The 12,041-nt window shown below is 61.1% G+C and carries 15 protein-coding genes; 4 read left to right on the forward strand and 11 right to left on the reverse strand.

The window, feature by feature from the left end:
• Window positions 1-4: 4 nt before the first annotated feature.
• Together NL154_RS05265 and NL154_RS05270 are read right to left on the reverse strand one after the other, a co-directional pair.
• Complete coding sequence (locus tag NL154_RS05265) at window positions 5-1,021, reverse strand: glycosyltransferase family 2 protein (RefSeq protein WP_221156500.1); 1,017 nt, start codon at window positions 1,019-1,021, stop codon at window positions 5-7.
• A 138-nt stretch (window positions 1,022-1,159) separates the two neighbouring features.
• Window positions 1,160-2,653, reverse strand: a complete 1,494-nt coding sequence (locus NL154_RS05270) for an ArnT family glycosyltransferase (RefSeq protein WP_221147741.1) — start codon at window positions 2,651-2,653, stop codon at window positions 1,160-1,162.
• A gap of 184 nt (window positions 2,654-2,837) precedes the next feature.
• Between NL154_RS05270 and NL154_RS05275 the strand changes: the two genes are divergently transcribed.
• A complete protein-coding gene (locus tag NL154_RS05275) occupies window positions 2,838-3,800 on the forward strand; it encodes a lysylphosphatidylglycerol synthase domain-containing protein (protein WP_221147740.1) in 963 nt (320 codons plus the stop codon).
• On the opposite strand, the gene NL154_RS05280 is transcribed toward NL154_RS05275, so the two are convergent.
• The 4 genes from NL154_RS05280 to NL154_RS05295 are packed head-to-tail and all read right to left on the reverse strand — an operon-like array spanning window position 3,768 to window position 6,110.
• Complete coding sequence (locus NL154_RS05280) at window positions 3,768-5,009, reverse strand: RNA polymerase sigma factor (RefSeq protein ID WP_210631664.1); 1,242 nt, start codon at window positions 5,007-5,009, stop codon at window positions 3,768-3,770. The two genes, NL154_RS05275 and NL154_RS05280, sit on opposite strands and share 33 nt — an antisense overlap.
• Window positions 5,010-5,021: 12 nt before the next feature.
• On the reverse strand, window positions 5,022-5,381 hold the full coding sequence (locus NL154_RS05285) for a YciI family protein (protein WP_210628543.1): 360 nt from the start codon (window positions 5,379-5,381) through the stop codon (window positions 5,022-5,024).
• A gap of 2 nt (window positions 5,382-5,383) precedes the next feature.
• The gene (locus NL154_RS05290) at window positions 5,384-5,743 is read right to left on the reverse strand and encodes a YciI family protein (protein ID WP_210628542.1); all 360 of its coding nucleotides are present in this window, start codon (window positions 5,741-5,743) and stop codon (window positions 5,384-5,386) included.
• Between the two features lie 10 nt (window positions 5,744-5,753).
• Window positions 5,754-6,110, reverse strand: coding sequence for a YciI family protein (locus tag NL154_RS05295; RefSeq protein WP_210628541.1), 357 nt, complete (start codon window positions 6,108-6,110; stop codon window positions 5,754-5,756).
• Between the two features lie 156 nt (window positions 6,111-6,266).
• Here NL154_RS05295 and NL154_RS05300 point away from each other — a divergent pair, with 156 nt between their 5' ends.
• A complete protein-coding gene (locus NL154_RS05300; protein WP_210628540.1) occupies window positions 6,267-6,482 on the forward strand; it encodes a hypothetical protein in 216 nt (71 codons plus the stop codon).
• Window positions 6,483-6,491: 9 nt separating this feature from the next.
• Here NL154_RS05300 and NL154_RS05305 read toward each other — a convergent pair whose 3' ends face one another.
• From NL154_RS05305 to NL154_RS05315, 3 genes are all read right to left on the reverse strand, one after another.
• On the reverse strand, window positions 6,492-7,994 hold the full coding sequence (locus NL154_RS05305; protein ID WP_221147739.1) for an AMP nucleosidase: 1,503 nt from the start codon (window positions 7,992-7,994) through the stop codon (window positions 6,492-6,494).
• A gap of 84 nt (window positions 7,995-8,078) precedes the next feature.
• Window positions 8,079-8,258, reverse strand: a complete 180-nt coding sequence (locus NL154_RS05310) for a hypothetical protein (RefSeq protein WP_064809967.1) — start codon at window positions 8,256-8,258, stop codon at window positions 8,079-8,081.
• Between the two features lie 214 nt (window positions 8,259-8,472).
• A complete protein-coding gene (locus NL154_RS05315; protein ID WP_221147738.1) occupies window positions 8,473-8,811 on the reverse strand; it encodes a DUF2147 domain-containing protein in 339 nt (112 codons plus the stop codon).
• A 442-nt stretch (window positions 8,812-9,253) separates the two neighbouring features.
• Here NL154_RS05315 and NL154_RS05320 point away from each other — a divergent pair, with 442 nt between their 5' ends.
• Window positions 9,254-9,523: a sel1 repeat family protein gene (locus tag NL154_RS05320; RefSeq protein ID WP_210628537.1), complete on the forward strand. Its 270-nt coding sequence runs from the start codon at window positions 9,254-9,256 to the stop codon at window positions 9,521-9,523.
• A gap of 196 nt (window positions 9,524-9,719) precedes the next feature.
• Window positions 9,720-10,157 carry a VOC family protein gene (locus tag NL154_RS05325; RefSeq protein ID WP_434733703.1) on the forward strand — a complete coding sequence of 146 codons (438 nt, stop codon included), beginning with the start codon at window positions 9,720-9,722 and terminating at the stop codon, window positions 10,155-10,157.
• A 62-nt stretch (window positions 10,158-10,219) separates the two neighbouring features.
• Here the strand turns inward: NL154_RS05325 and NL154_RS05330 are convergent, their stop codons facing one another.
• The gene (locus NL154_RS05330; RefSeq protein ID WP_210628535.1) at window positions 10,220-11,332 is read right to left on the reverse strand and encodes a pyridoxal phosphate-dependent aminotransferase; all 1,113 of its coding nucleotides are present in this window, start codon (window positions 11,330-11,332) and stop codon (window positions 10,220-10,222) included.
• 169 nt (window positions 11,333-11,501) lie between these two features.
• Window positions 11,502-11,927: a PilZ domain-containing protein gene (locus NL154_RS05335; protein ID WP_184453433.1), complete on the reverse strand. Its 426-nt coding sequence runs from the start codon at window positions 11,925-11,927 to the stop codon at window positions 11,502-11,504.
• Window positions 11,928-12,041: the final 114 nt, after the last annotated feature.

The raw sequence follows: 12,041 nt of genomic DNA on the forward strand, positions 1-12,041 counted from the left end.
CGGCTTACGCTTGGCTTTGATCGTCGAAGATCTGCCGGACGATGTAGTTCGGGGAGGCATCGTCACGATAATAGGTGCGTGCGATCATTTCCGCCAGAATGCCGGTGGTGATCATCTGCACCGACGAAAGGAGGAGAACGACCCCGACCATCAGCATGGGTCTGGTGCCGATATCGTTGCCCAGGATGAACTTGTCGAAGCCGAGATAGAGCAGGATCAACATGGCAACCGCGCCAAGACCGAGACCGAGCGAGCCGAAGAAGTGGCCGGGCCGCGCCTTGTAGCGCATGAAGAACATGACAGACAGCAGGTCGAGGATGACGCGGAAGGTGCGCGAAATGCCGTACTTTGAAACGCCGTGCGCGCGAGCATGGTGGGTGACGGCCATCTCGCCGATCCGCGAGCTCGGAACAACGCCGGCGACCCATGCCGGGATGAAGCGGTGCATTTCGCCCATCAGCTTCACCTGCTTGATGATCGAGGCACGGTAGATCTTCAGGCTGCAGCCGTAATCATGCAGCTTGACGCCGGTGATGCGGCCGATCAGGTAGTTGGCGCACCAGGACGGGATCTTGCGCAGGAACAGGCCGTCCTTGCGGTTCTTGCGCCAGCCGACCAGGAGGTCGAGTTGGCGCCGCTCCAGCTCGGAGACCATCGAAGGAATATCCTTCGGGTCGTTCTGCAGATCGCCGTCCATCGTCGCGATCAGCCGGCCGCGGGCGGTATCGATGCCGGCCTGCATGGCGGCGGTCTGGCCGAAATTACGCTGCAGCTCGACGATCCTGAGCGCCAGGCCCTCGCGTCCGACGAATTTGCGGGCGTTGACGAGCGTCGCATCCGTGCTGCCGTCGTCGACGAGGATCAGTTCCCAGTGATGAGGATACTCGGCCATCGCCGCAACGATGCGCTCGACCAGCGGGCCGACGCTTTCCTCTTCGTTGAAAACGGGCACGACCAGCGACAGCTCGAGCGATTGTACCGGATCATTCGTGCCGCGAATGGGCTCTAGCGTTGTCTGCAACTTTGCATCTCCAAAAGGCCGGGCGGCCTTGCAATCTTACTGCCGCCACCGCGCTTGCGGAAGCCTACTACATGAAGTGTCCGGCCGTTGCCAGCGGGCAATGCCGCTTTCCCCGCAATCGGCCGACTTGCCGCAACCCTACTTCGCGCCGCCTTCCACCCAGGAATAACCAATCGAGAACGTATGTTTGCCGTCACCGAAAAGATAGGGAAGGGTTAGCGTCTTCACCTCCTGCAGATGAATACCCGATTTCACGAGATCATCGGCAAAGTCGGGAGAAATGGTGGGGTCATTTGCGGTTTCTCCGCGCCAGACAACGAGCACAGGACCCTTCGCAGCCGCATATTCGGGAACTCCGGGCCCTGGAAAGAATGGGATCACGACGGGAACGTCGGGGAATTCCAGCTTCATGTTGCCGGCCACGAACTTGGTTCCCGCCACGATGAGAACCGGCTTGCGGGTCGCGGTCAGTTCGGCCACGTAGCCGGAGAAGGGCACGTTCGTTCTCGTATAAACGCCGGTATATTGCATGGCGACGATCCTGAGCAGAAGGATCGCCAGGATGACGACCATGAAGACCGGCACCACTGGCCGGAAGCGTGCCAGGCCGGCGGAAAGATCGAAGCTCGCGGTTTCGAGCTTCAGGAGCAGATAAATCAGCAGGACGAGCAGGCACGGGTCGAGCCAGCGCTCGTGGATATCGCTCGCGCCGGCGAAGACGACAACGCCGGCGAAGGCGATCAGGCTGACGATCATCATCCGCTCGATGACCCGGATCATCGGACTGGACGCGGAAAACGCACGGAAGAAATCCAGTCGGAAGGCTGCTGCGAAGAGAACGATCGGCAATGCGACGAAGCCGAGGACGGCGATTGCGAGGGACAACAGCCCCTGTCCGATACGGGGAAGGCCAGCGGCGGCCTCGTGCTCGGCGGTCATCCGCTCCATGGTCGGGGCCGAAGCGCTGACGAGGTTATCGGGCAGCCAGAGCGCATGCGGCAGAATGATCAGCATGGCGATTGCGAATGCCGGCAGCAGACGCCAGTCCAACAGCCGGCTGCGCCACTTTCGGTCCACCAGGACTGCGACGAAGGCGGCAAACGGCAGGATGGCGAAATTGTATTTGGAGATGAGGCCGATGCCGGTGGCGATGCCGACGACGAGATAGCTCCCGATCGTCGGCTGACGAAGTGTGCGGAAAAAGCCGAAGAGGAAGAGCGAGGTCGCAAACAGCAGGGCAACGGTGTGGGTCAGTTCGCGCTGCGCCATCAGGCCAACCTGTGGCAGGGTAATCAGGCTCAGCATGGCGATAGGCGGGAGCAGACGGCTCTTCAGCACCTCGCGGGCGGCCAGCCCATAGAAAAGATAACAGCCGAAGAGGATGATGTTCTTCGGAACCGAGAGCGCCCACATCGTGATCCCGGTCACCGAAACGATGGCGTATTGGATCCAGTTGTAGAAGGGCGGCTGCGAGCCGTAGCCGGCCAAGAGATATTGCGAGTAGAACGATTGTTCCGCCTCGTCGAGATCGAGCGTATGGGGCAATGCGATGCGGAGCACGATGTTCAGCAGGAAATAGACTGCCAGAAAAATGCTCGCGCTCCTGATGTTTCTGGTAATGCGCTCCAACATCGATCTCCAAGTCAAGCCGGCAAGGCGCCGTGATTTGTCGGTCTGCCGCCGCGGTTGTCGGCCTTGAAGCGATCTCGCCGCCCGTGGCTTCAACTCCGCCGTTGTGCCCAACCTTCATTTCTCCTAAAACGCCTGGCAATGGAGCCGAGGCTCATGCCGACGCCAAGCGAGGAATGCCTACTACATGAAGAGTTCGATCGTTGAAAGCCAGCAATCCTGGTTTATGCGCAATCGCATGACGGCGCTGACGGTCGCAATTGTCGCAGCCTATGCGCTCTTCGTGCAATGGTTCTGGGGTTGGCCCGTCATCATCAGCCAATGGGCCGATGTCGGGGCAGGCCCGGTGATCGGTGCGCTCGTGGCGTTGACGAGCACCTATTTCCTGCGCACCTGGCGCATCTACGATTATTTTCCCAAGGAAACGGCGGGCCGGTTCGCAATCCTCTTCCGCGTCACGCAGATCCACAATCTCCTGAATATCATGCTGCCCTTCCGCACCGGCGAGACCAGCTTTCCGTTGTTGATGCGCACCGAGTTCGGCATCCCGCTGGCCCGCGGAACCTCGGCGCTCCTGGTCATGCGGCTGCTCGATCTGCACGCGCTCCTGGCGGCGGCCGGTATCGGCTTTGCGCTCGCTGCGGCCGATGCGCTTGTCGCGTGGTCGCTTTGGTCAGGCTTCCTGCTGCTGCCGGTCGCGGCCTTCGCTGCACGCAAGCCGCTTCTGCGGGTCGCCGCGAGGCTGTTGCCGGAAAAGGCGCAGAAATTCGTCGTCGAAATCGAAAACGGTCTGCCGCTCGATGCCGCCGCCTTTGCGCGCGCCTGGGCGATGACCATCGTCAACTGGCTGGTGAAGGTGATCGTGCTCGCATGGGCGCTCGGCCTGATGGGCGTGCTGCCGATGGCGGCAAGCTTCGGCGGCGCGCTCGGGGGTGAACTCTCCTCTGTCCTGCCGGTGCACGCGCCGGGCGGCGTCGGCACCTATCCGGCCGGCATCACCGCCGGTGCCATTGCGCTCGGAGCATCGGGTGAGCGGATGGCTCTGGCCGCGCTGGCGCAGGCAAGCGTCAACGCGCATCTCTTGATCATCGTTTCGGCGCTGACGGGCACCGCGATCTCACTGCCGCTCGGGCGCCGCGGCAAGCTCTGAAATCCGTTTCCGCAGAAATGCCTGCTCCGGCTCCTGCCGACAAAGCGACAGCGCCGTCTGATAGGCGGCGATCGCCTCTTCGGTGCGGCCGAGCCTGCGCAGGAAATCGGCGCGCGCCGAATGGGCGAGGTGATAGGCCGTGAGCTCCTGGCGGCCCAGAATGGCATCGATCAGATCCAGTCCCTTTGCCGGCCCGTCCGCCATAGCGATCGCCACGGCGCGGTTGAGTTCCGCGATCGGCGATGGCTGCGCCGCCAGCAGCAGATCGTAATAGAAGGCGATCCGCCGCCAGTCGGTCTCATCGGCCGTCGGCGCCCTGGCATGCTCGGCAGCGATCGCCGCCTGCACCGTATAGGCGCCGATCTCTGCCGCCCGCATCGCCTCGGCGAGCAGCGCCAGGCCTTCCGCGATTTTCACACGGTCCCAGAGCGAACGGTCCTGGTCGGCGAGCAGCACCAGCGATCCCTGCTGGTTGCTGCGTGCCAGGCGGCGGGAATCCTGCAGCAGCATCAGCGCCAGCAGCCCACGGGCGTCAGGATGCGGCAGCAGCGCCAGAAGCAACCGCGCCAGCCGTATCGCCTCGGCGGTCAGGTCGGCGCGGACCACATCCCCGCCTGATGAGGCGGAATAGCCCTCGTTAAAGACGAGATAGATGACGTGCAGCACCTGATCGAGCCGCTGAGGCAGTGCGTCGCGGCCCGGCACTTCGTAGGGGATATTCGCGGCCCGTATCCTGTTCTTGGCGCGCACGATCCGCTGGGCGACCGTCGGCGCCGAAACGAGAAACGCATGGGCGATCTCTTCGGTGCTCAATCCGCAGATTTCCCGAAGCGCCATCGCCGTCTGGGCATCGGAGGGGATAGCGGGATGACAGCAGGTGAAGATCAGCCGCAGCATGTCGTCCTCGATCGCTTCCATATCGCCGATCTCCGTTTCGTCGACGCTGTAGAGGCTGTCCTCGATGTGCTGCTGCGAGGCATCGAATCGCGCTCGCCGCCGAATGGTGTCGATCGCCTTGAAACGTCCGGTCGAGACGAGCCAAGCGAACGGGTTAGCGGGGATGCCATCCGTCGGCCATGTCCGGGCGGCCGCGGCAAAGGCATCCTGAAGCGCTTCCTCCGCCCGATCGAAATCCCCGAGCAGGCGGATCAGCGTCGCCAGCACCCGGCGCGACTGGGTTCGATAAATCTCTTCGATCACGCTCTCCAGAGGCGCTCCTCCTCACTGCGGCGCGGTGAGGGTCCGCACGGGCCTGAGCTCGACCGCGCCGAAACGCGCCGAAGGGATCCGTCCGGCAATCTCTTTCGCCTTTACGAGATCTGGCGCCTCGATGACGTAGAAGCCGGCGAGGTGTTCCTTCGTCTCGACATAGGGCCCATCGGTGGCGGAGAGCGTATTGTTTCGAACGCGCAGCACCGTCGCCTGGTCAGGCATCTCCAAGGCATCGGAATGGATCAGGATGCCATCGCGGCGAAGCTCCTCATCGAAAGCGAAATGCGCTTTGATGAGTTCACCGGTTTCATCAGGCGTCAGCCTGCCATCCGTGTCGGCGCTGTTATAAATCATGCAGATATAACGCATGGCTATTTCCCATCCTGGATGGCGTAAGTCGGGCGCACTTCGATTGAGGAATATTTGAGGATCGGAAAGCTCGACGCGATCGTCTTCGCCTCCTCGATATTTTCTGCCTCGATCAGCACAAAACCGCCGAGATGCTCCTTGATTTCGGCAAATGGGCCATCGGTCGCTGAGACTTCGCCATTGCGCAGGCGGACCGTGATCGCTGTTGACGGTTCATGCAAGGCGAGCGCCACCTGCAGATGGCCGCTCTCGCGCCAGCGATTGTCGCTGATGATGCACTCCTGTGTGAGCGCATCCCATTCGGTCTGAGGGACCAGCTTGCTTTTTTCGGTGTCGAACCAGATCTGGCATAGAAATTTCATCGGTTTGTCCTCATTGAGCTGCGAATTCGTGGATTGGCCGCACCTCGATCGCGCCCAGTTTGGCGAGTGGAATGCCGGCGGCAACGCGGATCGCGTCGTTAAGGTCCTTCGCCTCAATCAGAATGAAGCCGCCGAGCGCTTCCTTAGTCTCGGCGAATGGGCCATCCGTCACCGACGTCTCGCCGCTGCGCACCCGAACCGTCACCGCCGAGGTTGGCGGCTGCAGCGCCTGGGCGACGATCATGTGCCCGCTTTCGACGAGGTCCCTGTCGTAGTGCAGTGAATTTGCGTCGAGTTCGGCCTTCTCCTCTTTGGTCATGGCGTCGAGTATCGCGCCATCGAACCAGACTTGGCAGAGATATTTCATCGCGGGGCAGCCTCCTTGCAGGGTTTCAATACCTCTGGACGAATGGGGTGCGGGCATTTCGACAGCGTCAGGACAAATCTTTTGTGCCGGTCACCTGTCGAAATCGCAAGATAGCGCTCGACAAGGCTTCGTTGAAACCTGTCGAGGAGAATGGCAATGAGTATTCTTGAAATCGCGCTGGCAAGCCAGATATGGGCGCGCCGCCATGAGAAGCGCGGGCTGGCATTCGATGAAAGCGGTGGGCTGAAGGCCCTTCTGCGCGTCGCTTTTGTCTTCGTCGCCTTCACCCTGTTGATTGCAGGGCTGAACATTGCCGCCGGCAGACCGCAAATGCTTGCGCAGAGTTCGGCGCCTGTTGCGACCGGCCGGTGAAGAAAAGGCCTATTGGAAGGCCGTCTCGAAGAAGCTGCGCAGTTTGCGCGAATGCAGCGCTTCCGGCGGCATGGCCGCAAGCTTCTGGACGGCACGGATACCGATCTGCAAATGCTGGTTCACCTGCGTGCGGTAAAAGGCCGTCGCCATACCAGGCAGCTTCAATTCGCCGTGTAGCGGCTTGTCGGAGACGCAGAGCAGCGTGCCGTAGGGCACGCGGAAGCGGAAGCCGTTGGCGGCGATCGTTGCCGATTCCATGTCGAGCGCGATCGCGCGCGCTTGGGAAAGCCGCTTCACCGGCCCGCGCTGATCGCGCAGTTCCCAGTTGCGGTTGTCGATCGTGCCGACGGTGCCGGTGCGCATGATGCGCTTCAACTCGAAACCCTCGTAACCGGTGATTTCGGCCACGGCCGCTTCCAGTGCCACCTGCACTTCGGCGAGCGCGGGAATCGGCACCCAGACCGGCAGGTCGTCGTCGAGAACATGGTCCTCGCGCATATAGGCATGGGCGAGAACGTAATCGCCTAGCCGCTGGCTGTTGCGCAGGCCGGCGCAATGGCCGAGCATCAGCCAGGCATGCGGGCGCAGCACGGCGACGTGGTCGGTGATCGTCTTGGCGTTGGAGGGGCCGACGCCGATATTGATCATGGTGATCCCGGCATGACCCTTCTTCTTCAAATGGTAGGCCGGCATCTGCGGCAGGCGGGCAAGTGTCGCATCCGTTTCCGGCGCGCTCGAGCCGGGCAGGGTGACGATGTTGCCGGGCTCGACGAAGGCGGTGTAACCGTCGCCGCCCTCCGCCATCAGCTTGCGCGCCCAGCTGCAGAATTCGTCGATATAGAACTGGTAGTTGGTAAACAGCACGAAATTCTGGAAATGCTCGGCATGCGTCGCCGTATAATGCGACAGCCGGGCCAGCGAATAGTCGATGCGCTGCGCGGTGAATGGCGCAAGCGGCGAGGGCTCGCCCGGCGGCGGGATATATTCGCCGTTGGCGATCTCGTCGTCGGTGGTGTTGAGGTCGGGCGTGTCGAAGATATCGCGCATTGGAACATCGACAAAGGCTGAGGCCGATGCTTCCACATGCGCGCCCTCGCCGAAGGCGAAGTGCAGCGGGATCGGCGTCGACGATTCCGAGACGACGATCGGAACATTGTGGCTCCTAATCAACAGTGACAGTTGCTGCTTCAGATAATGCTTGAAGAGCTTCGGCCGGGTGATCGTCGTCGTGTAGATGCCTGGCGCCGTGACGTGGCCGTAGGAGAGGCGCGAGTCGACATGGCCGAAGCTCGTCGTCTCGATGCTGACCTGCGGATAGAAGGCGCGGTAGCGCGAGGCGATCGGAGCGCCTTGGGCAAGCTCGGCGAAGTTTTTGATCAGGAACGCCGTATTGCGTTCGTAAAGCGCTGTCAGCGTCTCGACGGCCTTGGCGGGATCATCGAAACTCTCGGGCTGGAAAGGGGGCGGAGAGGAAATGTCGAGGGGCGACAGAGGGGAGATTCGTTTGTTCATGACGCATTATAGAGAGTTGTCTTTGACAAGCAAACGACGCGCGCCGGCGGAATCCGATTTTTTCTCTTAAGAGTCTGATGTCAGTCACCGCACCGTCGGTGCGCAGAAAGTTCCGCTTCTCTCCAGGCAGGTATAGCTCGCGCCGAAATGCGACTGCGTGCCGCCGCCGCCATTGTGCACGACGACCGCCGAAAATGTGACGGCGAAGATCGCCGCGAACAGAGTGATGATTGTGAAACGTCTTGCCAGAATATAGAAGTTCATCCCGGACCCCCAATACGCAACTTAACCGTGACATGAGTTTTGCCACACCTCGGCTGAACGAGTGCTGAGATGCCGGTTCATCCGCCGTTCAGCTTGCGGGGCGGGGTCTGGCGATTGCAATGAGGATCGGCAAGCCTGGAAGACGTCGAGGCATACCGGCATTTCGGCCGGCATGATTACGTTTTTGGATGATTGTTGCGTCGGCCTTATCGCGTCAGAGCCGTGTCCAGGTCTGCGTCTTGCAGAGGATCTTCATCACGCAGCCCTGCATCTTCAGTGAATTGCCGGAAATCTTTCCTGAGCCGCTATAGGTCTTGTCGGCGGCTGGGTCGGTGATCTCGCCGGCATAGCTGCCGCCGGTCCCGGCAAATGTGCCGATCTTGCGGCCGGTATATTTGCCGGTTTTCAGCGTCACGCAAAAGCTCCCGCCGCAGGCGGCAATCACCGCCGTTTCGCCGGAGGCCGTCTTCCAATTGCCGACGATAGGTTCCTCGGCATAGGCTGTCCCCGCGATCACGGCGATAGCGCCGGCAAGAACGAGACTGCGGATCATCTTTTCCTCCCTGATGTCTTCTGACCGGTCGCGAAAATAACTGACGCGAACGTAAAGGTAAATAGAGCCGGCTGTCCGTTCGCCGCTCGCTGAATGCAGCCGAAGGCCGACCATAGAACTTTTAAACCCGTCGCCTGCTGATTTCATGATGAACGATCTGTTTATTTCCAAATCTGAATCTTTTGTAAAATTTGAGCGAAAAGGCCTAGGTCACAGGGAATCCGATGTTTAACAAAAACCCAATTTTACCAAGCGTTTGCAGTTTGTTTGTCTCAAATTAATCATGCATTTTAGGCGTTTTTTGAAAGCCATTTGGCATAGTCAAGCCATCAGACGAGCGGGGCAAGCCCGCCGGACCGGAAGGGCCGCAAAGCCGCGATAGACGGCAGGGCCCGAAGGTAAAACAGGGTAAGTCGTAAACAGGCTAACAGGGATAAAACCGATGGCACGCTTTGAAATGCACAATGCTGAAACGGCCACCATGGGTGGCGACAACAACAGCGCCGATGTCTTCTGCGAAATGGGTCTGATGTATGCGACCGGCCGCGGCTGCGCCGTCGATCTCATTGCCGCCCACAAGTGGTTGAACATCGCCGCGATCAAGGGCAACGACCGCGCCGCCGAGCTTCGCGCCGACGTGGCCGCCGCCATGAACAAGATGCAGCTCGTGGAAGCACTGCGCGCTGCCCGCGAATGGATGACGGTGCACTGACGCATCGACCGAAAATCTGAAGCCGTTTCAGACGGAACGATACGTCAGCTCGACGTGTTGGAGCGCCGCCTGTCCAAAAGGACGCACGGCGCTTTAACAGATGTTTTCCAAGCTGTCGGTATTGGCGTGCCTCGGACGTCCTTCGTTAGACGAGGCAAGACCTGGTTGATTGCAACGACACCTTGGAGATCAAAACATGGCGCTCAAGCGAATGGACAACGTGGGAATCGCCGTCGAAGACCTCGGAGAGGCGATTGATTTCTTTGGCGAACTCGGCCTCGAATTCGAAGGGAGGGCCACGGTCGAAGGCGAATGGGCCGGACGTATCACCGGACTGGGCGATCAGCGCGTCGAGATTGCCATGATGCGCACGCCGGATGGCCACAGCCGGCTCGAGCTCTCCCGCTTCCTGGCCCCGCCTGTCATCGCAGATCACCGGAACGCACCGGTCAACGCCCTCGGCTACCTCCGCGTCATGTTCGCAGTGGACGACATCGACGAGACGCTTGAAAGGCTCCGCAGGCGCGGCGCGCAGCTCGTAGGAGAGGTCGTTCAGTATAAGGATGCATATCGGCTCTCCTACATCCGCGGACCTGAGGGGATTCTGATCGGCCTCGCCCAGGAACTCAGCTGAACGCAACACCCAGACAAATGGCGAAGACCGACCGATGTCGGCGAGCGGACAGGAATGACAGCTCAGGCGAGTGTCTTCAAGACCTGCGGCAGCGCTTCCTCGAACAGCGCCATATCAGCCTCAGGCCCGACGCTGACGCGGATGCAGCGATTGAGCGGCGCGACACCCGGCATGCGGATGAAGACGCCATGCTCGATAAGGCCATCGACGATCGCCCGCGCATAGGCGCCGTCGTGGCCGGTATCGATCGCCACGAAGTTCGTCGCCGACGCCAGCGGCTCAAGACCGTTCGCCCGGGCAATGCGGCCGATCCGCTCCCGCGCAGCATGGATCTTCCCGATCACTTCGGCCAGATAGGCCTGGTCCTTGAGCGCGGCCAACGCTGCGGCGGTCGCCAGCCGATTCATGCCGAAATGATTGCGGATCTTGTCGAAGGCCTGTGCCGTGCCTGAGGTCGAGATCACGTAGCCGGTGCGTGAGCCGGCAAGCCCATAGGCCTTGGAAAAGGTGCGGGTGCGGACGATGTTCGGCAGATTGATGAGCGAAGCGATCGACGGCAGCGAATTTGCCGGCCCCGTTTCGCTGTAGGCTTCGTCCAGCACCATCATCGTGGTCTCGGGCAGCGCCCGGGCGAAAGCGACGATGCTGTCGGCGTCCCACCAGCTTCCCATCGGATTGTCGGGATTGGCGAAATAGACGAGGGGCGCTTTCTCGCGCCTGACGGCATCGAGCAGCCCGTCGAGATCCTCGCGGTCGTTTGCGTAGGGGACGGTCACCAGGCGGCCGCCAAAACCGGCGACATGGAAATTGAATGTCGGATAGGCGCCGAGCGAGGTAACAACGGGCGCCCCCGGCTCTATCACCAGCCGGACGATCTGGCCGAGCAATTCGTCAATGCCGCCGGCGATGGCGATATTGGCGGACGTCACACCGAGATGCGCGCCAAGCGCTTCCCGCAGCGCGAAATTTTCCGGGTCGTTGTATTTCCAGATGTCGCGTGCCTCTTCGCGCATCGCGGCAAGCACGGAAGGGGCCGGGCCGAAGCCGTTCTCATTGGCGCCGATGCGCGCCAGAACGGCACGTCCGCGCTGGCGTTCGATGGCCTCAGGGCCGACGAAGGGAACTGTGGAGGGCAGGGCGCTGATGAGGGGCGTGAAGCGCGAGAAGGCGGACATGCGAAAGCGGTTTCCCGGACATGTTGAGATCAGGCGCAACAATAGGCCCGGGCACGGCCAAGGCAAGCAAGATTATTCCGCAACCACAGCAGCCCGGCGCGCCTGTTCAAACGCGGCAGGGACGGCGTAGCGCTTTGAATCGCCGCCAATTTCGCCTTCGATCGACGACTTATGCGAGACTGGCCGCCGGCCTTGTCTCCCGAAACATCGGCGCACGCCGGGCGTCGATCGCTTCCATATTGCCGACAAGGAAATCGGCGCGCACGACGCGGCGCAGAACCTCGGGGTCCAGGAGGTTGATGAACCTCACGCCGATGCGTTCCTTATTGCGGTAGACCTCGGCACAGCCGATCCGATAGGCTAGTCCGAGAATGTTGAGATAATAATGTTTCGGCAGACCGGCGGTGGTCGAGACGATGAACGTCGCACCGCCCTGCGATATGTCGATGATCTCGGCGCTTCGCATCGAGACTCCGGTGAGGCACGGCCGGACGGCGACGATACGGGCCGGGCGCTTGACGTTGAACTCTTCCCAGCGCAGGTCGTAAATGGCGGATTTGACCGTTGCAAGGTGTGTGGCGCGGAGCATAGTCATCTTACATTCTCCGTCAGGCAGGGCACAATTGGGGGTTCTTGCTCTGGAGCAAGCTGATCTTGCTTCAGCCACGGTCACATGAATGTTTTGCACATTCGTCAAATATAAAAAGAC

This window comes from Rhizobium sp. YTUHZ044 (genome assembly GCF_051123975.1).
In the GTDB taxonomy this organism is placed as follows: Bacteria; Pseudomonadota; Alphaproteobacteria; order Rhizobiales; family Rhizobiaceae; genus Rhizobium.

What these genes read in the sequence shown, in the direction of transcription:
- NL154_RS05270 (WP_221147741.1), bottom strand. Translation starts at nt 2,653, where the DNA reads ATGTTGGAGCGCATTACCAGAAACATCAGGAGCGCGAGCATTTTTCTG.
- NL154_RS05275 (WP_221147740.1), top strand. Translation starts at nt 2,838, where the DNA reads ATGAAGAGTTCGATCGTTGAAAGCCAGCAATCCTGGTTTATGCGCAAT.
- NL154_RS05285 (WP_210628543.1), bottom strand. Translation starts at nt 5,381, where the DNA reads ATGCGTTATATCTGCATGATTTATAACAGCGCCGACACGGATGGCAGG.
- NL154_RS05290 (WP_210628542.1), bottom strand. Translation starts at nt 5,743, where the DNA reads ATGAAATTTCTATGCCAGATCTGGTTCGACACCGAAAAAAGCAAGCTG.
- NL154_RS05295 (WP_210628541.1), bottom strand. Translation starts at nt 6,110, where the DNA reads ATGAAATATCTCTGCCAAGTCTGGTTCGATGGCGCGATACTCGACGCC.
- NL154_RS05300 (WP_210628540.1), top strand. Translation starts at nt 6,267, where the DNA reads ATGAGTATTCTTGAAATCGCGCTGGCAAGCCAGATATGGGCGCGCCGC.
- NL154_RS05305 (WP_221147739.1), bottom strand. Translation starts at nt 7,994, where the DNA reads ATGAACAAACGAATCTCCCCTCTGTCGCCCCTCGACATTTCCTCTCCG.
- NL154_RS05310 (WP_064809967.1), bottom strand. Translation starts at nt 8,258, where the DNA reads ATGAACTTCTATATTCTGGCAAGACGTTTCACAATCATCACTCTGTTC.
- NL154_RS05315 (WP_221147738.1), bottom strand. Translation starts at nt 8,811, where the DNA reads ATGATCCGCAGTCTCGTTCTTGCCGGCGCTATCGCCGTGATCGCGGGG.
- NL154_RS05320 (WP_210628537.1), top strand. Translation starts at nt 9,254, where the DNA reads ATGGCACGCTTTGAAATGCACAATGCTGAAACGGCCACCATGGGTGGC.
- NL154_RS05325 (WP_434733703.1), top strand. Translation starts at nt 9,720, where the DNA reads ATGGCGCTCAAGCGAATGGACAACGTGGGAATCGCCGTCGAAGACCTC.
- NL154_RS05330 (WP_210628535.1), bottom strand. Translation starts at nt 11,332, where the DNA reads ATGTCCGCCTTCTCGCGCTTCACGCCCCTCATCAGCGCCCTGCCCTCC.
- NL154_RS05335 (WP_184453433.1), bottom strand. Translation starts at nt 11,927, where the DNA reads ATGACTATGCTCCGCGCCACACACCTTGCAACGGTCAAATCCGCCATT.